At 60.2% G+C, this 22492-nt stretch carries 19 protein-coding genes; 1 reads left to right on the top strand and 18 read right to left on the bottom strand.

Annotated features, from left to right (window positions below):
- Window positions 1-310 precede the first annotated feature (310 nt).
- Complete coding sequence (locus VLA07_RS21600) at window positions 311-775, top strand: GNAT family N-acetyltransferase (protein ID WP_333991256.1); 465 nt, start codon at window positions 311-313, stop codon at window positions 773-775.
- Window positions 776-916: 141 nt separating this feature from the next.
- Here VLA07_RS21600 and nuoN read toward each other — a convergent pair whose 3' ends face one another.
- The 18 genes from nuoN to purB all read right to left on the bottom strand — a co-directional run bounded on the left by nuoN (window position 917) and on the right by purB (window position 22366).
- Window positions 917-2380, bottom strand: coding sequence for an NADH-quinone oxidoreductase subunit NuoN (gene nuoN / locus VLA07_RS21595; RefSeq protein WP_115990181.1), 1464 nt, complete (start codon window positions 2378-2380; stop codon window positions 917-919).
- A gap of 7 nt (window positions 2381-2387) precedes the next feature.
- A complete protein-coding gene (gene nuoM, locus VLA07_RS21590) occupies window positions 2388-3920 on the bottom strand; it encodes an NADH-quinone oxidoreductase subunit M (RefSeq protein WP_027614661.1) in 1533 nt (510 codons plus the stop codon).
- Between the two features lie 39 nt (window positions 3921-3959).
- Window positions 3960-5813, bottom strand: coding sequence for an NADH-quinone oxidoreductase subunit L (gene nuoL, locus VLA07_RS21585; RefSeq protein ID WP_115990180.1), 1854 nt, complete (start codon window positions 5811-5813; stop codon window positions 3960-3962).
- Window positions 5810-6118 carry an NADH-quinone oxidoreductase subunit NuoK gene (gene nuoK / locus VLA07_RS21580; RefSeq protein ID WP_003223790.1) on the bottom strand — a complete coding sequence of 103 codons (309 nt, stop codon included), beginning with the start codon at window positions 6116-6118 and terminating at the stop codon, window positions 5810-5812. The genes nuoL and nuoK overlap by 4 nt, the downstream gene beginning before the upstream one ends.
- Before the next feature lie 3 nt (window positions 6119-6121).
- Complete coding sequence (gene nuoJ / locus VLA07_RS21575) at window positions 6122-6622, bottom strand: NADH-quinone oxidoreductase subunit J (RefSeq protein WP_003223793.1); 501 nt, start codon at window positions 6620-6622, stop codon at window positions 6122-6124.
- Window positions 6623-6631: 9 nt separating this feature from the next.
- Window positions 6632-7180 carry an NADH-quinone oxidoreductase subunit NuoI gene (gene nuoI / locus VLA07_RS21570; protein WP_003223795.1) on the bottom strand — a complete coding sequence of 183 codons (549 nt, stop codon included), beginning with the start codon at window positions 7178-7180 and terminating at the stop codon, window positions 6632-6634.
- Window positions 7181-7191: 11 nt separating this feature from the next.
- Window positions 7192-8199 (bottom strand): NADH-quinone oxidoreductase subunit NuoH, encoded by a 1008-nt coding sequence (gene nuoH, locus VLA07_RS21565; RefSeq protein WP_007964859.1) that lies wholly within the window; start codon window positions 8197-8199, stop codon window positions 7192-7194.
- Window positions 8196-10910 carry an NADH-quinone oxidoreductase subunit NuoG gene (gene nuoG, locus VLA07_RS21560; protein WP_333991249.1) on the bottom strand — a complete coding sequence of 905 codons (2715 nt, stop codon included), beginning with the start codon at window positions 10908-10910 and terminating at the stop codon, window positions 8196-8198. The genes nuoH and nuoG overlap by 4 nt, the downstream gene beginning before the upstream one ends.
- A gap of 136 nt (window positions 10911-11046) precedes the next feature.
- Window positions 11047-12402: an NADH-quinone oxidoreductase subunit NuoF gene (nuoF, locus tag VLA07_RS21555; RefSeq protein ID WP_041073222.1), complete on the bottom strand. Its 1356-nt coding sequence runs from the start codon at window positions 12400-12402 to the stop codon at window positions 11047-11049.
- A complete protein-coding gene (nuoE, locus tag VLA07_RS21550; RefSeq protein ID WP_003223804.1) occupies window positions 12399-12896 on the bottom strand; it encodes an NADH-quinone oxidoreductase subunit NuoE in 498 nt (165 codons plus the stop codon). The genes nuoF and nuoE overlap by 4 nt, the downstream gene beginning before the upstream one ends.
- 2 nt (window positions 12897-12898) lie before the next feature.
- Window positions 12899-14683 carry an NADH-quinone oxidoreductase subunit C/D gene (gene nuoC / locus VLA07_RS21545; protein WP_027614664.1) on the bottom strand — a complete coding sequence of 595 codons (1785 nt, stop codon included), beginning with the start codon at window positions 14681-14683 and terminating at the stop codon, window positions 12899-12901.
- Between the two features lie 69 nt (window positions 14684-14752).
- Window positions 14753-15427, bottom strand: a complete 675-nt coding sequence (locus VLA07_RS21540) for a NuoB/complex I 20 kDa subunit family protein (RefSeq protein ID WP_003223809.1) — start codon at window positions 15425-15427, stop codon at window positions 14753-14755.
- Window positions 15428-15437: 10 nt separating this feature from the next.
- A complete protein-coding gene (locus tag VLA07_RS21535) occupies window positions 15438-15851 on the bottom strand; it encodes an NADH-quinone oxidoreductase subunit A (RefSeq protein ID WP_003223812.1) in 414 nt (137 codons plus the stop codon).
- A gap of 644 nt (window positions 15852-16495) precedes the next feature.
- The gene (aceA, locus tag VLA07_RS21530) at window positions 16496-17821 is read right to left on the bottom strand and encodes an isocitrate lyase (protein WP_003223815.1); all 1326 of its coding nucleotides are present in this window, start codon (window positions 17819-17821) and stop codon (window positions 16496-16498) included.
- A 473-nt stretch (window positions 17822-18294) separates the two neighbouring features.
- Window positions 18295-19056, bottom strand: a complete 762-nt coding sequence (locus tag VLA07_RS21525) for a secretin N-terminal domain-containing protein (protein ID WP_247268613.1) — start codon at window positions 19054-19056, stop codon at window positions 18295-18297.
- Between the two features lie 262 nt (window positions 19057-19318).
- On the bottom strand, window positions 19319-19744 hold the full coding sequence (locus tag VLA07_RS21520; protein WP_003223818.1) for a GNAT family N-acetyltransferase: 426 nt from the start codon (window positions 19742-19744) through the stop codon (window positions 19319-19321).
- The gene (locus tag VLA07_RS21515; protein ID WP_086794582.1) at window positions 19737-20909 is read right to left on the bottom strand and encodes a ribosomal protein uL16 3-hydroxylase; all 1173 of its coding nucleotides are present in this window, start codon (window positions 20907-20909) and stop codon (window positions 19737-19739) included. The genes VLA07_RS21520 and VLA07_RS21515 overlap by 8 nt, the downstream gene beginning before the upstream one ends.
- A gap of 86 nt (window positions 20910-20995) precedes the next feature.
- On the bottom strand, window positions 20996-22366 hold the full coding sequence (purB, locus tag VLA07_RS21510) for an adenylosuccinate lyase (protein WP_027614666.1): 1371 nt from the start codon (window positions 22364-22366) through the stop codon (window positions 20996-20998).
- Between the last annotated feature and the right edge of the window lie 126 nt (window positions 22367-22492).

The raw sequence follows: 22492 nt of genomic DNA, 5'->3' as shown, positions 1-22492 counted from the left end.
GCCGTCCTTTTCGTCCCTTTTTGAACGGTAGACTCCGGTCGTAAAAACACCTGTAGGACGTATCGGCGAGTGTGGAGAGAACATTCGATTGAGTGGAGAGGAGAATTCACAATTGACGTGTCGGAACATTCCGCAGCACTATCACCCCATGACTGCCCGACTTCGAATGACCATGATGTGCTCCTCCATGACCGCTTATGGCGGGCCATGAGGTCATACGTGTTTGTCATTTGACGTGTTACCCAAAGCCCCGCCAGCCATGGACGGGGCTTTTTCATGCTCCGTTCGCACATACCTCATGGAGAGAGAAATGTTCGACATCAGAAGAGCGACCCTGGACGATGCGCAGATCGCGTTCGAGATTAGGCGACTGGCCATCCGGCATCAATGCGTCGGCGCCTACAGCCAGCAGCAAATGCTCGACTGGACCAAAGGCGCGGCCGAAGACGGCTACGACACGCTGATGGAAAAACACTTTTATCTGGGCTGCATTGAGGGTGAGGCTGTAGCGACCGGCATGCTCGATCTGGATTACCGTGAAATCGGCGCGATCTTCATTCGCCCGGATTTCATGCAGCGTGGGCTGGGCAAGCGTGTTCTGTACTTTCTCGAAGATTTGGCGCGGGATCTTGGGCTAACCGAGGTGTGTCTGGACGCGACGTTGAACGCTGCCGATTTTTACCGGCGCTGCGGTTACGTCGGGGAGGAGAGCGCGGTTTATCAATCACCCTCGGGTCTGCAACTGGCGTGTGTACCGATGGTGAAGAGGTTGTAAAGATCAAAAGATCGCAGCCTTCGGCAGCTCCTACACAATTCCCTGTAGGAGCTGCCGCAGGCTGCGATCTTTTGACGTTAAATCCCACTAAAACAAAAACGGCACCCGAAGGTGCCGTTTCCGTTTCCAGCCAGCCGAATATCAGCCCGCCAGACCCGCCTGCTGAACCAGAGTCAGCAATGGCTGCGGGTACACACCCAGGAAGAAAGCGACCAGGGCGATGGCCAGCAGCATTACACCGCCTGCCTTCTGTTCCCAGTGCAGCTGAGCGTCGTGGCGGCGCAGGTTCGGTTCGATCAGGTACAGGGTGACCATCACGCGCAGGTAGTAGAACACGCCGATGGCGCTGCCCAGTACCAGGGAACCTACCAGCCACCATTGGTGCGACTCGACACCGGTGGCGATGATGTAGAACTTGCCGATGAAGCCAGCGGTCAGCGGAATACCGGCCAGGGACAGCATCATCACGGTCAGTACCGCGGTCAGGTACGGACGGCGCCAGAACAGGCCGCGGTACTCGTACAGCGCGTCGGCGTCACGGCCGTTGTACGGCGAGGACATCAGGGTGATCACGCCGAATGCGCCGAGGCTGGTGATCACGTAGGTGACCAGGTACACGCCGATGGCTTCCACCGCCAGGCCCTTGCTCGCCACCAAAGCGATCAGCAGGTAGCCGAAGTGCGCGATGGACGAGTAACCGAGCAGACGCTTGAGGTTGCTCTGGGTCAGGGCCAGCAAGTTACCGAACAGGATCGAGGCGACGGCGATCACGCTCAGCACGTCGCTCAGCACGCCACTGCTCGCGGCAGGGGAGATCTGGAACAGACGCACCATCACCGCGAACACCGCAACCTTGGAAGCGGTCGCAAGGAAGGCAGCCACCGGTGCCGGAGCACCTTCGTAGACGTCCGGCGTCCACAGGTGGAACGGTACCAGCGACAGCTTGAACGCCAGACCGATCAGCATCATGCCCAGACCCAACTGAGCCAGCGAGCTCGGCAGGTTGGTGGTGGCCAGCGCCTGACCGATACCGACGAAGCTCAGGGTGCCGGCGTCAGCGTAGAGCAGGGCCATACCGAACAGCAGGAACGCGGAACCCGCGGCCGACAGCACCATATACTTGATGCCGGCTTCCAGCGAACGCTTGTTGAAGAAGGCGTAAGCCACCAGACCGTAGACCGGCACCGACAGCAGTTCCAGACCGATGAACAAACCGGCCAGGTGCTGCGCGCTGACCAGAACCAGACCACCGGCGGCGGCCATCAGGATCAGCAGATACAGTTCTTCACGATTGCCCGGGTAACCCGAACCGCCATCGCCGAGGTAGGCGTGGGCGAGGGTCACACAGGCGAGGGTGGCGACCAGGATCAGCGCCATGTACAGGCAGGCGAAGGTGTCGATCTGCAGCAACGGGGTCACGGCCAGAGGCGCGACTTTCAGGGCTGGCAGGATCGACAGCAGGGCCAGGTTCAGACCGGCGACCGAGATCAGGAAGGTCTGCGAGTGGTTGCGGCGCCAGGCGATTGCCAGCATCACCACGATAATGGTGAGGCTGGTGATCAACAGTGGCGCTAGCGCAATAAAGTGTTGAATCGTGAATTCCATAGCGCTCTTACCGGGCCGAAGCGAGTTGAGTGAAGGCGGTGCCGAGCCACTGCTGCACGCCATGCATCGTGGCGGCGGAAGTGTCGAGGAACGGTTGCGGGTAGACGCCGAGGTAAATCAGCAGCGCCGCAAGGCCCAGCACCATGGTCAGTTCGCGACCGTCCATGCCGTGCAGGATCGAATCCGATTTCGACGGACCGAAGTAGGCACGGTGGATCATGATCAGCGAGTAGACCGAACCGAACACCAGACCGGAGGTGGCAATCGCGGTGATCCATGGCGCACTGGCGAACGTACCGATCAGGATCAGGAACTCGCCGACGAAGTTACCGGTACCCGGCAGACCCAGGGAGGCGGCTGCAAAGAACAGGCTGATCGCCGGCAGGTAAGCGATACGCGACCACAGACCGCCCATCTCACGCATGTCACGAGTGTGCAGACGCTCGTACAGTTGGCCGCTGAGGATAAACAGTGCCGCGGCCGACAGACCGTGCGCCAGCATCTGGATCACTGCACCTTGCAGCGCCAGTTGGCTGCCGGAGTAGATGCCGATCAACACGAAGCCCATGTGGGAAACGGACGAGAAGGCGATCAGACGCTTGATGTCGGTTTGCGCGAACGCCAGGAACGCACCGTAGAAGATCCCGATCAGACCGAGGGTCATGGCGATCGGCGCGAACTCGGCCGAGGCGTTCGGGAACAGCGGCAGGGCGAAACGCAGCAGACCGTAGGCCGCGGTTTTCAGCAGGATACCGGCGAGGTCGACGGAACCGGCAGTCGGCGCCTGGGCGTGCGCATCAGGCAGCCAAGAGTGGAACGGTACGACTGGCAGCTTGACCGCGAAGGCGATGAAGAAGCCGAGCATCAGAATGTACTCGGTGGTCATCGACATCTTGGTCTTCAACAGGTCGGCGTAGTTGAAGGTGATCACGCCGGTGTTGTTGAAGTTGACCAGCACCAGACCGAGGATCGCCACCAGCATGATCAGGCCGGAAGCCTGAGTGAAGATGAAGAACTTGGTCGCCGCGTAGATCCGGGTTTTCTTGCCGTCCGAAGAACTGTGACCCCAGAGCGCGATGAGGAAGTACATCGGCACCAGCATCATTTCCCAGAAGAAGAAGAACATGAACAGGTCGAGGGCGAGGAACACGCCGACAACGCCGCCCAGGATCCACATCAGGTTCAGGTGGAAGAAGCCAACGTGACGCTGGATCTCTTTCCACGAGCAGAGTACCGAGAGGATACCCAGCAGACCGGTCAGCAGGATCATCAACAGCGACAGGCCGTCGAGGGCCAGGTGTACGTTGATGCCGAAGCGCTGGATCCAGACGTGCTTGAACTCAAGCGCCCAGGTCGGATCGGCGCCAGGCGCCGGCGCAAATGAATAGTCACCGTGGGCCCACAGCCAGAGGCCGAGGGCGAGTTCCAGGGTCATGGTCAACAGCGCAATCCAGCGGGGGAGGGTAGCGCCGAAGCGCTCACCCATCCAGCACAGCAGGCCGCCGATGAAGGGGATCAGGATTAGCCAAGGCAGAATCATGACGGGCTCGTTTCCTTTCGCAAATTCGCAAGGTTCATATCAGACCGCTACCAGCACGATGGCGCCGATTACCAGCACGGCACCAGCAGCCATCGAGGCGGCATACCAACGCAGTTGACCGGTCTCGGTGCGGCTCAGGGCGGTGTGACCGCCTTTGGCCATACGCGGGATCAGACCGATGGTCTGGTCGAGCGGGTCTCTGCGCAGTACATGGCTGATCGCAAGGTACGGCTTGACGAACAGTTTGTCGTAGATCCAGTCGAAGCCCCAGGCAGCGAACCACCAGGCCGAAAGGAAACGGCCGACGCCGCTGTTGGCGATCGCGGTCACGAAGCGACGCTTGCCGAGGAACAGCAGGGCCGCCAGCAGGATACCGGCCAGGGCGATGGCGCCCGAAGCGATTTCCAGACTGTGCTTGGCTTCACCACCGGCATGGCCAACGCTCTCAGGCAGTACGCCGTGCAGCGGTGGAACGATCATCGCGCCGACGAAAGTCGACAGCACGATCAGCACCGACAGTGGCAGCCAGTGCGAGATGCCGTGACCGGCGTGGGCTTCAGTCTTGGCTTCACCGTGGAACGTGATGAAGATCAGGCGGAAGGTGTACAGCGAAGTCATGAACGCGCCGACCAGACCTGCGTAGAGCAGACCGTGGTTGCCGCTGGCGAACGCTTCCCAAAGGATTTCGTCCTTGGAGTAGAAACCGGCGGTGACCAGTGGCAGGGCGGCCAGTGCAGCACCACCGACGATGAAGCTGGCGTAGGCCAGTGGCAGTTTTTTCCACAGACCGCCCATCTTGAAGATGTTTTGCTCGTGGTGGCAGGCAACGATCACCGCGCCGGAAGCAAGGAACAGCAGGGCCTTGAAGAAGGCGTGGGTCATCAGGTGGAAAATCGCGCCATCCCAGGCACCAACGCCCAGCGCCAGGAACATGTAGCCGATCTGGCTCATGGTCGAGTAGGCGAGGATACGTTTGATGTCGGTCTGTACCAGTGCGGCGAAACCGGCCAGTACCAGAGTCACACCACCAACGATGCCGACCAGGTGCAGGATTTCCGGCGCCAAGGTGAACAGGCCGTGGGTACGGGCAATCAGGTAGACACCGGCGGTCACCATGGTGGCGGCGTGGATCAGTGCCGACACCGGGGTCGGACCGGCCATCGCGTCCGCGAGCCAGGTTTGCAGTGGCAGTTGCGCCGATTTACCGACCGCACCACCCAGCAGCATCAGGGTCGCCAGGGTGATCCAGAAGTCGCCGACCTGGAATTTCTGCGGTGCCAGCACCAGCAGTTCCTGGATGTTCAGCGTGCCCACTTGCTGGAACAGGATGAACAGGCCGATGGCCATGAACACGTCGCCGATCCGGGTCACGATGAAGGCCTTGAGTGCGGCGTTACCGTTGTTGCGGTTGCTGTAGTAGAAACCGATCAACAGGTACGAGCACAGGCCCACGCCTTCCCAGCCGAAGTACAGGAATAACAGGTTATCGCCGAGTACCAGGAACAGCATGCTGGCGATAAACAGGTTGGTGTACGAGAAGAAGCGCGAGTAACCCGCTTCACCGCGCATGTACCAGGACGCGAACAGGTGGATCAAGAAGCCTACGCCCACCACCACGCCGAGCATGGTGATCGACAGGCCGTCGATGTAGAGGGCGAAGTCAGGCTTGAAGCCTTCGACCGCCATCCACTTCCACAGCACCAGGGTGTAGTGACCGCCTTCGGGCGGCGCGACGTTGAATTGCCAGATGACGTAGGCGGCAACAATCGCCGACAAGCCAATGGAACCCACGCCGATCAGCGCCGAGAGGTTTTCCGACCAGCGTCCACGGGAGAACGACAGCAGCAGGAAACCGATCAGAGGGAATACAAAAGTCAGAAAGATTAGGTTCATCCGCGCATCTCACTGGCAGCGTCGATATCGAGCGTGTGGAAGCGGCGATACAGTTGCAGCAGGATCGCCAGGCCAATACTGGCCTCGGCGGCTGCCAGGCTGATCACCAGGATGAACATGATCTGTCCATCCGGTTGGCCCCAACGGGCGCCTGCAACGATGAAGGCCAGTGCAGAGGCGTTCATCATCACTTCCAGACTCATCAACACGAACAAAATGTTGCGGCGGACCATCAGGCCGACCAGACCAAGGCAGAACAGGATCCCGGCAACGGCCAATCCATGTTCGAGAGGGATAGCAGGCATGTCTTACTCCTTCGCCTCGTTACGGCCCAAATGGAACGCCGTGACGGCTGCGGCGAGCAGCAGCATCGAGGCGAGTTCGACCACCAGCAGATACGGGCCGAACAGGCTGACGCCCACGGCTTTTGCATCGACGGTGGTGTGGCCGATGGCCTGACCGCTCTGGTGAGCGAACAGCACATACAGCAGTTCGGCCAGCAGCAGGGCGGCGAGAATCACCGGGCCTGCCCAGATACCGGGCTTGAGCCAGGTGCGTTCCTGCTGAACCGAGGCCGGGCCCAGGTTCAGCATCATCACCACGAACACGAACAGCACCATGATGGCGCCAGCGTAGGCGATCACTTCCAGCACGCCGGCGAACGGCGCGCCGAGGGCGAAGAAGGTCATGGCCACGGCGATCAACGAGATGATCAGGTAGAGCAGGGCGTGCACAGGGTTGGTGTTGGTGACCACACGTAGCGTGGACACAACCGCGATACCCGATGCGAAATAGAAAGCGAATTCCATCGTTCTTCCTTAAGGCAGCAAGCTCTTCACGTTGATCGGTTCGGCTTCGTTCTGCGCAGAGCCTTTCGGCTTGCCAGCGATTGCCATACCTGCAACACGATAGAAGTTGTAATCAGGGTTTTTGCCGGGGCCGGAGATCAAAAGATCTTCTTTCTCGTACACCAGGTCCTGACGTTTGAACTCGGCCATCTCGAAATCCGGAGTCAGCTGGATTGCGGTGGTCGGACAGGCTTCCTCGCAGAGACCGCAGAAAATGCAGCGCGAGAAGTTGATACGGAAGAAGTCCGGGTACCAGCGACCGTCTTCGGTTTCAGCTTTCTGCAGCGAGATGCAACCTACCGGGCAAGCCACGGCGCACAGGTTGCAGGCTACGCAACGCTCTTCACCATCGGGGTCACGGGTCAGGACGATGCGACCACGGTAGCGTGGTGGCAGGTAGACCGGCTCTTCCGGGTATTGCAGGGTGTCGCGCTTGCGGAAGCCATGGCCGAAGACCATGACCAGGCTGCGCAACTGGGTACCGGTACCCTTAACGATGTCGCCAATATATTTGAACATGGGTCAAATCCTCACTGAACCGCAACCGCAGGTGTGTTCCACAACACAACCGCAGCGGTTATCAGCAAATTGATCAGGGTCAGTGGCAGGCAGAATTTCCAGCTGAAATCCATCACCTGGTCATAACGCGGACGCGGGATGGAAGCGCGCAGCAAGATGAACAGCATGATGAAGAACGCGGTCTTCAGTGCGAACCAGACGAAGGACAGTTGCGGCAGGATGCCGAACGGACCGTGCCAGCCACCGAAGAACAGGGTGACCAGCAGCGCCGAGATCAGGATGATGCCGATGTATTCACCGACGAAGAACATGCCCCATTTCATACCGGCGTATTCAATGTGGTAACCGTCTGCCAGTTCCTGTTCCGCTTCCGGCTGGTCGAACGGGTGACGGTGAGTCACGGCGACGCCAGCGATGAAGAAGGTACAGAAGCCGAAGAACTGCGGAATGATGAACCACAGGTTCTGCGCCTGGTACTCGACGATGTCGCGCATGTTGAACGAGCCGACCTGCACCACGATGCCCATCAGGGCCAGGCCCATGAACACTTCGTAGGACACGGTCTGCGCCGAAGCACGCAAGCTGCCGAGCAGGGCGAACTTGTTGTTGCTCGACCAGCCGGCGAACAGCACCGCGTAGACCGACAGACCGGCCATGGCGAAGAAGAACAGCAGGCCGATGTTCAGATCCGCGACGCCCCAGGTCGGGGTGATCGGGATGATCGCAAACGCGATCAGCAGGGCGGACATGGCCACCACCGGTGCCAGGGTGAAGATCACCTTGTCGGCAAACGGCGGGGTCCAGTCTTCCTTGAAGAACATCTTCAGCATGTCGGCGGCGATCTGGAACATGCCGAACGGGCCAACGCGGTTCGGGCCGTAACGGTCCTGCCACCAGCCCAGCAGGCGACGTTCGACAAAGCTGAGCAACGCGCCCGCGACCACAACGGCCAGCAGAATCACGATGGCTTTGATGACCGTCAGGATCACATCGATCACTTCAGGGGTGAACCAGGTCATTGCGCTGCCTCCTGCAGACCGTCGACGGACAGGCCGGCGAATGCCGGTGGAATGCCGGCGATGCCCGCAGGCAAGGCCACCAGACCCGCGCCCAGTTCTTCATTGATGCGCAGTGGCAGACGCAGGGTCTGGCCGGCCACGTTCAGGCTCAGCAGAGCACCATCGTTGACACCCAGGCGATCCGCTTCGGATTTGGCCAGCGCCACGTACGGAGCCGGGATGCGTTCCTGTACCGGTGCGGCTTTCGACGAGTTTTCGTCGCTGCCGAACAGGTGGTAGAACGGCACGGCCTGCCAGGTGCCCGGCGCCGGGTTGAAGGCGCGCGGAGCAGCGGCGAACCAGTTCAGCGAATCACCGGTGCTTTCGATCAGGCGGATGCCCGGGTCGCCAGCACGCAGGTGACCGCCGACTTCGTCCTGGAACTTGTTCCAGGCTTGCGGCGAGTTCCAGCCCGGCGACCAGGCGAACGGCACTTGCTGACGCGGTTCGGCCGAGCCCGAGTAACCTTCCATGGAGAAGGCGAACGCGGTGTCTTTGTCTTGCGGGGTGCGCGGTTCGTGAACGCTGATGTCGGCGCGCATCGCGGTACGACCGGAATAACGCAGCGGTTCACGCGCCAGTTTCAGACCCTTGATGCGGAACGCGGCAGACGGCGCGGCGTCGACGATACGCGCCAGTTGCTCGGTGCTCGACGCCACGGCAGCGGTGACGTGGTCGAGTTGCGTCCAGTCGATCGGTTGGTTCAGCAGGGTCGAGCGCAGGGCGTGCAGCCAGCGCCAGCCTTCGTGAACCAGGATGCTCGCATCCATGTATTGCGGATCGAAAACCTGGAAGAAGCGCTGGGCGCGACCTTCCTGGCTGACCAGCGTACCGTCGCCTTCAGCGAAACTCGCCGCTGGTAGCACCAGTTGCGCGCGGTCGGTGGTGGCGGTTTTCTGGTGGTCGGCAACGATCAATACTTTCGCAGCGTTCAGCGCGGCATCGACCTTGGCTTTCGAGGTGCGGGTGTACAGATCGTTTTCCAGCACGACGATGGCGTCGGCCTTGCCGTCGATCACGGCTTGCAGCGCCGCGTCGACCGATTCGCCACCGAGCATGGCCAGGCCAAGGCTGTTGGCTTCCGGCACGATCAGGCTGATCGAACCGTTCTTCTCGCGCAGCTTCAGGGCCTTGGCGATGTTCGCAGCGGCTTCGATCAAGGCTTTGGAACCCAGCGAAGTACCGGCGATGATCAGCGGACGTTTGGCCGCGAGCAGGGCGTCAGCGATGCGCTTGGCCAGTTCCTGGGCTTCGGCGTCCAGACCTTCAACGGCCGGGGCGCTGGCGTCCAGTGCGTGAGCCACGGCGAAACCGATGCGCGCCAGATCGTCCGGAGCGGCGTGAACGCATTCTTCGGCGATGTCGTCGAGTTTGGTTTCGGCCAGGCTGGCGATGAACAGCGGGTTCAGTTCGTGCTGGCCGATGTTCTTCACCGCGGCGTCAAGCCACGGCTGAACGCGCATGGCTTCGGCCATGTCTTCAGCTTTGCCCTTGACCGACTGACGCAGGGACAGCGCCATACGGGCGGCGGTCTGGGTCAGGTCTTCACCGAGGACGAACACGGCGTCGTGGTCTTCGATGTCGCGCATGTTCGGCACGGGCAGCGGGCTGTCTTTGAGCACTTGCAGGACCAGACGGATGCGCTCCAGTTCGGAGGCTTCGATACCGGAATAGAAGTGCTCGGCGCCGACCAGTTCACGCAGCGCGTAGTTGCTTTCGAGGCTGGCACGCGGCGAACCGATACCGACGATATTGCGCCCGCGCAGCAGATCGGCTGCCTTGTCCAGCGCCTGATCCAGGCCCAGCTTGGTGCCGTCGGCCAGCAGTGGCTGACGTGGACGGTCGGTGCGGTTGACGTAGCCATAACCGAAACGGCCGCGGTCGCACAGGAAGTACTGGTTCACCGAACCGTTGAAACGGTTTTCGATGCGACGCAGTTCGCCGTAACGCTCGCCCGGGGAAATGTTGCAACCGCTGGAGCAGCCATGGCAGATGCTCGGCGAGAACTGCATGTCCCATTTACGGTTGTAGCGCTCGGAGTGAGTCTTGTCGGTGAACACACCGGTCGGGCAGACCTCGGTGAGGTTGCCGGAGAACTCGCTTTCGAGGGTGCCGTCTTCAACGCGACCGAAGTACACGTTGTCGTGGGCGCCGAATACACCGAGGTCGGTGCCGCCGGCGTAGTCCTTGTAGAAACGCACGCAGCGATAGCAGGCGATGCAGCGGTTCATTTCGTGGGAAATGAACGGGCCCAGTTGCTGGTTCTGGTGGGTGCGTTTGGTGAAGCGATAACGGCGCTCGTTGTGGCCGGTCATCACCGTCATGTCTTGCAAGTGGCAGTGACCGCCTTCTTCGCACACAGGGCAGTCGTGCGGGTGGTTGGTCATCAGCCATTCGACAACACTGGCGCGGAACGCCTTGGATTCTTCATCGTCGATGGAGATCCAGGTGTTGTCGGTGGCAGGGGTCATGCAGGACATGACGATGCGACCACGGGTGTCGTTCTCGTCGGTGTACTGCTTGACCGCGCACTGGCGGCAGGCCCCGACGCTACCAAGCGCGGGGTGCCAGCAGAAATAAGGGATGTCGAGGCCCAGCGACAGACATGCCTGTAACAGGTTGTCTGCCCCGTCGACTTCGAGCGCTTTGCCGTCTACGTGGATAGTGGCCATGGTTCAAAGGTCTTCGTTGGCCCGGTGTCAGCGGGCGTGGCTAATGGAATCTTGTTATCCGTCCGAATCCAGTCAGCCCCGAAAGGCGTCATCGGACGAAAGGGGAAGGGCACGGACCCTTCGCCTTTTTAAGCGTTTACGCGCCGATTACGATCGGCCTTGCCAGAGGCGGGACGGCGGCGCTTGCAGGCGCGATACCGGCTTCGAACTCTGGACGGAAGTATTTGATGGCACTGCCCAACGGCTCTACGGCACCCGGTGCGTGAGCACAGAAGGTCTTGCCTGGGCCGAGGAAGCCGACCAGACCCAGCAGGGTCTCGATGTCGCCTGGCTGACCGCGGCCTTCTTCGATGGCCATCAAGAGCTTGACGCTCCATGGCAGGCCATCACGGCACGGGGTGCAGAAACCGCAGGATTCGCGAGCGAAGAACTGCTCCATGTTGCGCAGCAGGGAAACCATGTTGACGCTGTCGTCCACCGCCATCGCCAGGCCGGTACCCATCCGGGTGCCCACTTTGGCGATGCCGCCGGCGTACATTTGTGCGTCGAGGTGTTCCGGCAACAGGAAACCGGTACCGGCGCCACCTGGCTGCCAGGCCTTGAGCTTGTAACCGTCGCGCATGCCGCCGGCGTAGTCTTCGAACAGCTCACGGCCGGTGACGCCGAATGGCAGTTCCCACAGGCCAGGGTTCTTGACCTTGCCGGAGAAGCCCATGAGCTTGGTGCCCATGTCTTCACTGCCTTCGCGGGCCAACGATTTGTACCAGTCAACGCCGTCGGCAATGATCGCCGGCACGTTGCACAGGGTTTCCACGTTGTTCACGCAGGTCGGCTTGCCCCACACGCCGACGGCGGCAGGGAAGGGCGGCTTGGAGCGCGGGTTGGCGCGGCGGCCTTCGAGGGAGTTGATCAGTGCGGTTTCTTCACCGCAGATGTAACGCCCGGCGCCGGTGTGGACGAACAGTTCGAAATCGAAGCCGCTGCCCAGAATGTTTTTACCCAGCAGGCCTGCCGCCTTGGCTTCTTCCACGGCACGATTCAAGTGCTTGGCGGCGGTGGTGTACTCGCCACGCAGGAAGATGTAGCCACGGTAGGTTTTCAGTGCGCGGGCACTGATCAGCATGCCTTCGATCAGCAGATGGGGCAGTTGCTCCATCAGCATGCGGTCTTTCCAGGTGTTCGGTTCCATTTCGTCCGCGTTGCACAGCAGGTAGCGGATGTTGATGGATTCGTCCTTGGGCATCAGGCCCCACTTCACGCCAGTGGGGAAGCCTGCACCGCCGCGACCTTTGAGGCCGGCGTCTTTCACGGTCTGGACGATGTCGTCCTGAGCCATGTCGGCGAAGGCTTTGCGCGCAGCGGCGTAACCGTTCTTGGCCTGGTATTCGTCGAGCCACACGGCTTCGCCGTCGTCACGCAGACGCCAGGTCAGCGGGTGAGTCTCGGCCGAACGCTTGATGCGGTTGGCAGGACCGAAAGATGTCAGGGTCATACGTAGCCCTCGAGCAGTTTGGCCACGCCGGCAGGTTGCACGTCGCCAAAGGTGTCGTCGTCGATCATCAGCGCCGGTGCCTTGTCGCAGTTGCCGAGGCAGCAGACAGGCAGCAGGGTGAAACGACCGTCGGCGGTGGTCTGACCCAGGCCGATGCCCAGATTGTTCTGGATTTCGCTGACCACCGACTCGTGGCCACCGATGTAGCAGACCATGCTGTCGCAGACGCGAATGATGTGACGGCCGACCGGCTGACGGAAGATCTGGCTGTAGAACGTCGCCACGCCTTCAACGTCGCTGGCCGGGATGCCGAGGATCTCGCCGATTGCGTACAGGGCGCCATCCGGCACCCAGCCGCGTTCCTTCTGAACGATCTTCAGGGCTTCGATCGACGCCGCGCGCGGGTCTTCGTAGTGATGCAGCTCGTGCTCGATGGCCGAGCGCTCGGTTTCACTCAAGGTGAAACGGTCTGTCTGGATAAGCGTGCTGTTCATGCTTAGCGGTCCACGTCGGCCATAACGAAGTCGATACTACCCAGGTACGCAATCAAGTCCGCGACCATGCTGCCTTTGATCACCGAAGGGATCTGTTGCAGGTGCGGGAAGCTCGGAGTACGGATCCGGGTACGGTAGCTCATGGTGCCGCCGTCGCTCGTCAGGTAATAACTGTTGATGCCCTTGGTCGCTTCGATCATCTGGAAGGATTCGTTGGCCGGCATGACCGGACCCCACGAAACCTGCAGGAAGTGCGTGATCAGGGTTTCGATGTGCTGCAGCGTGCGCTCTTTCGGCGGCGGCGTGGTCAGCGGATGATCCGCCTTGTACGGGCCTTCCGGCATGTTGCGCATGCACTGGTCGATGATCTTGATGCTCTGGCGCATCTCTTCGACGCGGACCATGCAGCGATCGTAGGCATCGCCATTGGCGGCCAGCGGTACTTCGAATTCGAAGTTCTCGTAGCCGGAGTATGGACGCGCTTTACGCAGGTCGAAGTCGCAACCGGTCGAACGCAGGCCGGCACCGGTGACACCCCATTCCAGGGCTTCTTTGGTGTTGTACTGGGCGACGCCGATGGTCCGACCTTTGAGGATGCTGTTCTGCAGGGCCGCCTTGGTGTACTCGTCGAGGCGTTTTGGCAGCCATTCAACGAAGTCTTTCACCAGTTTGTCCCAGCCGCGCGGCAGGTCGTGGGCGACACCACCGATGCGGTACCAGGCCGGGTGCAGACGGAAACCGGTGATGGCTTCGATCACTGTGTACGCCTTCTGGCGGTCGGTGAAGGTGAAGAACACCGGGGTCATGGCGCCGACGTCCTGGATGTAGGTACCCAGGAACAGCAGGTGGCTGGTGATCCGGAAGAACTCGGCCATCATGATGCGGATGACGTCGACTTTCTCCGGCACCTTGATGCCGGCCAGCTTCTCGACCGAGAGCACATACGGCAGGTTGTTCATCACGCCGCCGAGGTAGTCGATACGGTCGGTGTACGGGATGAAACTGTGCCAGGACTGACGCTCGGCCATCTTCTCGGCACCACGGTGGTGGTAACCGATGTCCGGTACGCAGTCGACGATCTCTTCGCCATCGAGTTGCAGAATGATGCGGAACGCACCGTGCGCCGAAGGGTGGTTCGGGCCCAGGTTGAGGAACATGTAGTCCTCGTTGGCCCCGGAACGCTTCATGCCCCAGTCTTCAGGACGGAAGCGCGCAGCTTCTTCCTCAAGCTGCTGCTTGGCGAGGTTGAGGCTGAACGGATCGAATTCGGTGGCGCGCGCCGGGAAGTCCTTGCGCAGCGGGTGACCTTCCCAGGTCGGCGGCATCATGATGCGCGACAGGTGCGGGTGACCTTTGAAGTCGATGCCGTACATGTCCCAGACTTCACGCTCGTACCAGTTGGCGTTCGGCCAGATGCTGGTGACGGTCGGCAAGCTCAGGTCGCTTTCGGACAAGGCGACTTTGATCATCACGTCACTATTACGCTCAAGCGACATGAGGTGATAGAACACGGTGAAGTCGGCGCCCGATGGCAGCCCTTGACGCTTGGTGCGCAGGCGCTCGTCCACGCCGTGCAGGTCATAGAGCATGACGTACGGCTTGGGCAGGTTGCGCAGGAAGGTCAGGACTTCGACGAGTCTGGCGCGCGCCACCCACAGCACCGGCATGCCGGTGCGGGTCGACTGAGCGGTGAACGCTTCGGCGCCAAAACGGTTGTTCAATTCGACGACCACATCCTGGTCGTCTGCCTTATAAGGCGGGATGTACAGAGCGCTGCCTGTAGTCATGGTTATTTTTTCGCTTTCGGTCAACGTAAAGAATGAAGCCAGCTTCTCGTTTCTTTGAAACAGACTGGATCAGACTTCGTCAGGGCTGCGCAGATTGGTGACTGCGATTCGCTGTTCGCGGCGCTGTTCCTTCTGCGAAGGCATGTCGGCGCGATAAACGCCTTGGTCGCCAACGACCCAGGAAAGCGGACGACGCTCCTGTCCAATCGATTCCTGCAACAGCATCAAGCCTTGCAGGAATGCTTCTGGACGAGGCGGGCAGCCAGGTACGTAGACGTCCACGGGCAGGAACTTGTCCACCCCTTGAACCACGGAGTAGATGTCGTACATGCCACCGGAGTTGGCGCACGAACCCATGGAGATAACCCACTTAGGCTCGAGCATCTGCTCGTAGAGACGCTGAATGATCGGCGCCATCTTGATGAAGCAGGTACCGGCGATAACCATGAAGTCGGCCTGACGCGGTGATGCCCGGATAACTTCGGCGCCAAAGCGCGCGATGTCGTGGGGCGCCGTGAAGGCGGTGGTCATTTCCACATAGCAGCACGAAAGGCCGAAGTTGTACGGCCACAGGGAGTTTTTACGCCCCCAGTTGACCGCGCCACTCAGCACGTCTTCGAGCTTGCCCATGAAAATGTTTTTGTGAACTTGATCCTCTAACGGATCGGAAACGGTTTCCCGTTCGCCGATCGGATATTGCTCGTTAGGAGCATCGGGGTCGATTCTGGTGAGATTGTATTGCATTGCCAAAGCCTCATTGTTTCAGCTTCGCCTGCCGCTTGCGACGAGCTTCCGGAGCCCAGTCAAGGGCGCCCACTCGGAACAGGTAGACAAGACCTGCCAACAGAATTGCTATGAAAACGAGAGCTTCGACGAATCCGGTCCAGCCGCTTTCGCGGACGGACACAGACCATGCAAAGAGAAAGAGGGCTTCGATATCGAAGATCACGAACAGCATCGCGACCAGATAGAATTTGGCTGAGAGCCGCAAGCGGGCGCCACCTGTAGGTAGCATGCCGGACTCGAACGGTTCGTTTTTGCTGCGGCCCCAGGCTTTTGACCCGAGGAGGCTGGAGACGCCAAGCATGAAGGCACACAGGCCGACGACACCCAGAAGGAAAATGGCAAAGCCCCAGTTGTGGGCCATGAGTCCTGTCGCTTCGGGCATGCTGGTAATCCTTAACAGAGAGCAAAGGTCTCTGAGCTTGATAAAGAAATAGGCAGTGACGATATGTCGCAGCAATCAATCGCGCTGATTTTATGGCTAAACACCCGGCAAGTAAAATTCCTATAGCGAAATTATTTATTGGAATAAGGACATAGCGTACCTCCAATGCCCTGCAGCCCATGCGTTGCGGGCATTAGCCGGGTTTATGCAAATAATGTTTTGTAGGGAATGTAACGAACATAGTTGCAGCTAAATGATAATTAATATCGTTTGGAGTGGTTTTGTAACTGTTTAGCGGTGCAGTAAACAGAAAGTTGTCTTATATGCCTGTTACTGCAAGTAGCGGTGGCGCCCGTTTTAGCTGATTTTTCTGACCTGAGTACTGGTCTGGATCAATGTTTCGTCGCGCGGCGGGCGTCAAACCTGTGGGAGCGGGCTTGCTCGCGAATGCGGTGGGTCAGTCGCGCATGTGCAGGCTGACACTACGCTTTCGCGAGCAAGCCCGCTCCCACAAGGGGGGCTGTGGTGTTTGGGGAATCAACGCGCAAAAAAAAACGCCCCGAACCAGTCGGGGCGTCAGTTTTGCGGCTTTGCGGTTAGCTTTCTATACGATCCGCAAAGGCCGTTTGCTCAGCGAAGCCGAATCAGTGGAACTGTTCTTCTTCGGTCGAACCGGTCAGCGCGGTCACCGAGGACGAGCCACCCTGAATCACGGTGGTCATGTCGTCGAAGTAGCCGGTGCCCACTTCCTGCTGGTGAGCCACGAAGGTGTAACCCTTGGCGGCGTCAGCGAATTCCTGCTCCTGCAGCTTCACGTAGGCAGTCATGTCGTTGCGGGCGTAGTCGTGCGCCAGGTTGAACATGCTGTGCCACATGTTGTGAATGCCGGCCAGGGTGATGAACTGGTGCTTGTAGCCCATGGCGGACAGTTCGCGCTGGAACTTGGCGATGGTCGCGTCGTCCAGGTTTTTCTTCCAGTTGAAGGAAGGCGAGCAATTGTACGACAGCAGTTGGTCCGGGTATTCCTTCTTGATCGCTTCAGCGAAGCGACGAGCTTCTTCCAGATCCGGCTTGGCGGTTTCGCACCAGATCAGGTCGGCGTACGGTGCGTAGGCCAGGCCACGGGCAATCGCCTGATCCAGACCGGCACGTACCTTGTAGAAGCCTTCCTGAGTACGCTCGCCTGTCACGAACGGCTGGTCGTACGGATCGCAGTCCGAAGTCAGCAGGTCAGCCGCGTTGGCGTCGGTACGCGCCAGGATGATGGTCGGCGTGCCGGCAACGTCAGCCGCCAGACGAGCAGCGGTCAGCTTCTGTACGGCTTCCTGAGTTGGAACCAGTACCTTGCCGCCCATGTGGCCGCATTTCTTCACGGAAGCCAGCTGGTCTTCGAAGTGAACGCCGGCGGCGCCTGCTTCGATCATGCTCTTCATCAGCTCGTAGGCGTTCAGTACGCCGCCGAAACCGGCTTCAGCGTCAGCCACGATTGGCGCGAAGTAGTCGATGTAGCCTTCGTCGCCCGGGTTCTTGCCGGCCTTCCACTGGATCTGGTCAGCACGACGGAACGAGTTGTTGATGCGCTTGACCACGGTTGGCACCGAGTCCACCGGGTACAGCGACTGGTCCGGGTACATGGATTCTGCGGAGTTGTTGTCCGCAGCCACTTGCCAGCCCGACAGGTAGATCGCCTGGATACCGGCCTTGACCTGCTGAACAGCCTGGCCGCCGGTCAGGGCGCCCATGCAGTTGACGAAATCTTTCTCTGGGCGGAAGGACGGCTTGGCACCCTGGGTCACCAGGTTCCACAGCTTCTCGGCGCCCATTTTCGCAAAGGTGTGCTCAGGTTGAACCGAGCCACGCAGACGGACGACGTCAGCAGCGGAGTAAGTGCGAGTCACGCCTTTCCAGCGCGGGTTTTCAGCCCAGTCTTTTTCAAGGGCTGCAATTTGCTGTTCGCGTGTCAGTGCCATGGAGATAAACCTCGTCGCGTCTTTATGAAAAGTTGTTCTGCGGTGGAAAATTCCTGCGCTCGCTGACCAGAAGCTTAGGTGGTCAAGTCGGATTCGGCGGGGTAGGCGACGGGATGAACGATGGGCTCGAGGGGAAGTGAGCAGGTAGTGGCGGACTGCGGGCGCATTCGGGCGTCGTGGGCCTTTATACGGACTACAGCGTGAAGCCGGGTTACCTAAATACGCTTCCGTCCCTCGGGACAACTTCGTTCCAGTCGGCAACCTCGTCAAACACACCTTGTGGGCGGTACAGACACGAAGCGGTTCGCGGGGTAGGTGCGAACGTCGCTTCGAAGGCCCTTGCCAGGGCCTCTGATTAGCGGGAGCGAGGCCATCATGCCTTCGCTTTTTTGGCTCGTCAAACGTTTTGTAGTGCTTTTTTTTAAGCACTACATCTTTCGTCTAATACGACTAATCAGTCAGTTTTCGGTGCTTTAGTCCAGGGCGTCGACTTTGACCCGTAAAGTCATGTCATCCCGGCCTTGAGTCGAGTAGCTGCGGGTCAGGCCCTGTTTGTCTGCCTGAGTCTGGCGATTTACGCCGGCGAGGGTGATCCATTCGCCCAGGCGTCCGCTGACCGTTGTGTCGGTACTTTGCACGTTCACTACATCGGCGCGTTCCTGGCTCATGCGGTCACGGTTGGTACTGATTGCCAGGTGAACGATGTCGCCGGTGACGCTGGCGGTGACGTAGAAGCCTTGAGTGACGTTGCGGTATTGGGTCTGGCTACTGTAGTCGCCGTAGGAGTTGGTCTGGCTGCTGGTGATCGGCACACTTTGGCCGACCTGAATCAGCGCCGGCATGCCGTCGGTGGCCTGTACTTGCTGCACGCCGCCGTCACGGCTGGCGGTGCTGCGGCTGATAATGCGGGTCTGATTCGGCTGCGCGCCGTTGACCGAGTAGCCTTCATCGCCGCGACCGTTGTTTTCATTGGTATCAACCGTGATCAACAGGCGTTTGGGCGCAGTATCGAGCTGGGTAATCAGCGCCTTGAGTTCCTGAATCTTGTCCGGCTCGGCCTTGATGATCAGTTGATTGCCATAGGCGCTGACCTGACCGTCCTTGCCGATAAAGTCTTGCGCCATCGGCAGCATGTCGGCGCTGGTGCGGTAGTTGAGGGGCACGATTTCTGTGGCTGCCATCACCGAAAAACTGCAACCGAGCAGCAGGGTGGTGAGCAGGGTGCGTAGGGACATGTCCGTTATCTCCGCTTTCGAAAGGCTTGATATTGCCAGTTTGTCGGCCCGGGGTGGGGCAAGTTGAATCGTAGACAGCAAAACGCCCCGGCATCTGAAGATGGCGGGGCGTTTTGAGGGTGCTCACATACCGCTTTTTGTGGCGAGGGAGCTTGCTCCCGCTGGGCTGCGCAGCAGACCCCAAATTTTCAGGGCCGCTTCGCGCCCCAGCGGGAGCAAGCTCCCTCGCCACAGGGTTTCACAGGTATGGGATCTCTGTTGATCAAGCCGAATGCCGAACCATATCGACATGCGGAATCCCGGCTTCGAGGAATTCCTCGCTGACCAGGCTGAAGCCTAGGCGCTCATAGAACGCCGTCGCCTGTACCTGGGCGCTGAGCATCTGCTGCTGCAGGCCGCGGGCTTCGGCTTCGGCGATGACCGCTTGCATCAGCGCATCGCCCACCTTCATCCCGCGCCAGTCCTTCAACACCGAAACCCGACCAATGTGCCCGTCGGGCAGCAGGCGGGCGGTGCCGATCGGAAAGTCGCCTTCGAACGCCAGAAAATGCACGGCGGTCGCGTCATCGGCGTCCCATTCAAGCTCGGGTGGCACCGATTGTTCGGCGATGAACACCGTTTCACGAATGCGCCGGATCTCGGCGTTGTCCTTTTGCCAGTCTGCGACACGTACGCGAATCTTATTCATCGGCAAATCCCAGGCTGCCTTGTTTGACCAGTTCGCACAGCAGGCCGCGACCGTCTTCGTCGTTGAGCCACTCGCCGAGGTTGTCGACATGCAGCGCATCGGCAGCGCAGATCATCTTCAGCAGCTCGCGCAGCTTGCCCGGCAGGTAACGGCTCTGGCCGCTGGCGAACAGCAGCAGATCGTCATCGACTTCCGACCAGGCCAGGCGCGCGCTCGGGTTGCGGATCAGCACGGCGCCGTCTTGCAGGGCGTTGAGGAAGTCGTCTTCTTCAACGTCTTCCGGGCCGACCACCAGTTCCGGGTAGCGCGGCTCGGTCATGTACTGGCCGAACCAGGTCAGCAGCAGACGCTCGTCGCTCATGTGCTCGGCGAGCAGGCTTTTCAGGCGGCCGAGTGCGTCGTGCTGGATCTGATGTGGATCATCGCTGACCGGTTTCGCATCGGCGTCGGTGTAGCGTTCTTCGTCAGTCAGGAACTGGCTGAGGAAGTCGGTGAAGTGGGTCAGTACTTCCGAGGCGCTCGGGGCGCGGAAGCCAACCGAGTAGGTCATGCAGTTGTCCACGGCGACACCGCAGTGGGCCAGGCGCGGCGGCAGGTAGAGCATGTCGCCCGGTTCCAGCACCCACTCTTCGGTCTCGTGGAATTCGGCGAGAATGCGCAGATCCGCGTGTTGCAGCAGCGGGCTGTCGGAGTCGCACATCTGGCCGATTTTCCAGTTGCGCTTGCCGTGGCCTTGCAGCAGGAACACGTCGTAATTGTCGAAGTGCGGGCCGACGCTGCCACCCGGGGCGGCGAAGCTGATCATCACGTCATCGACGCGCCAGCTCGGCAGGAAGCGGAAGTTTTCCAGCAGCTCGCTGACTTCCGGGACGAATTGATCAACGGCCTGAACGAGCAGGGTCCACTCTTTTTCCGGCAGCTTGCTGAATTCGTCTTCGGCGAACGGGCCGCGACGCAGCTCCCACGGACGCTCGCCGTGCTCGATCACCAGGCGCGACTCGACCTCTTCTTCCAGGGCCAGGCCGGCCAGTTCGTCGGCGTCGATCGGGCTTTCGAAGTCAGGGATGGCCTGACGGATCAGCAGCGGCTTTTTCTGCCAGTAATCGCGCATGAATTCGCGCGCCGTGAGACCGCCCAGAAGTTGAAGAGGAGTATCAGGATTCATGTGTAACCTATTGAAAAAAAGCATTTTTCAGACGGGAATAAAAACGCCCGGCGCGGCCGGGCGTCTCAAACGGGTCAAGCGGTGAATCAGATGCGTTTGGCTTGCGCTACAGCGTTACCGATGTAGTTGGCCGGGGTCAGCTGTTTCAGCTCGGCTTTCGCTTCGGCTGGCATGTCCAGGCCGTCGATGAAAGTCTGCAGCGCTTCCGGGCTGATGCCCTTGCCGCGGGTCAGTTCTTTGAGCTTTTCGTACGGGTTTTCGATGTTGTAGCGGCGCATCACGGTCTGGATCGGCTCGGCCAATACTTCCCAGCAAGCGTCCAGATCGGCAGCGATCTTGTCAGCGTTCAGCTCAAGCTTGCTGATGCCTTTGAGGCTGGCTTCGTAGGCGATCACGCTGTGAGCGAAGCCCACACCGAGGTTGCGCAGTACGGTGGAGTCGGTCAGGTCGCGCTGCCAGCGGGAAATTGGCAGTTTGCTCGCCAGGTGCTGGAACAGTGCGTTGGCGATGCCCAGGTTGCCTTCGGAGTTTTCGAAGTCGATCGGGTTGACCTTGTGCGGCATGGTCGACGAACCGATTTCGCCAGCGATGGTGCGCTGTTTGAAATAACCCAGGGAAATGTAGCCCCAGATGTCACGGTCGAAGTCGATCAGGATGGTGTTGAAGCGCGCGATCGCGTCGAACAGCTCGGCGATGTAGTCATGCGGTTCGATCTGCGTGGTGTACGGGTTGAAGCCCAGGCCCAGTTCGTCTTCGATGAAGGCGCGGGCGTTGGCTTCCCAGTCGATCTGCGGGTAGGCCGACAGGTGCGCGTTGTAGTTGCCTACGGCGCCATTGATCTTGCCCAGCAGCGGCACGGCAGCGACTTGAGCGATCTGACGCTCGAGACGGTAAACCACGTTCGCCAGCTCTTTACCCAGAGTAGTCGGGGAGGCCGGTTGGCCGTGGGTGCGCGACAGCATCGGCACGTCGGCGAAACGGATCGCCAGTTCGCGGATGGCGTTGGCAGTCTGGCGCATCAGCGGCAGCATCACGTCGTCACGGCCTTCGCGCAGCATCAGGGCGTGGGACAGGTTGTTGATGTCTTCACTGGTGCAGGCAAAGTGGATGAACTCGCTGACCTTGGCCAGCTCCGGCAGCTTGGCCGCCTGCTCCTTGAGCAGGTATTCGATCGCCTTGACGTCGTGGTTGGTGGTGCGCTCGATCTCTTTGACGCGCTCAGCGTGCTCCAGCGAGAAGTTTTCAGCCAGTTCATTGAGAACGGCGTTGGCCTCGGCGGAGAAGGCTGGCACTTCCGGGATACCGGCGTGGGCGGCCAGGCGCTGGAGCCAGCGCACTTCAACCAGGACGCGGGCACGGATCAGGCCGTACTCGCTGAAAATCGGGCGCAGGGCCTGGGTTTTGCCGGCGTAGCGGCCGTCAACAGGGGAAACCGCAGTGAGCGAAGAGAGCTGCATGGGGTGTTCTCGGACAGTCGGGCAACGAAATGGGGCGCGTATCATACATGAAAAAATCCGCCGGTCCGTTGCCAACTGACCGGCGTATTACGCGCTACAGACTACAAAACTTTTATTGCGCGACGA

The organism is Pseudomonas sp. S3(2024) (genome assembly GCF_036861315.1).
In the GTDB taxonomy this organism is placed as follows: domain Bacteria; phylum Pseudomonadota; class Gammaproteobacteria; order Pseudomonadales; family Pseudomonadaceae; genus Aquipseudomonas; species Aquipseudomonas putida_A.
This window is presented reverse-complemented; position numbering and strand designations above follow the sequence as displayed.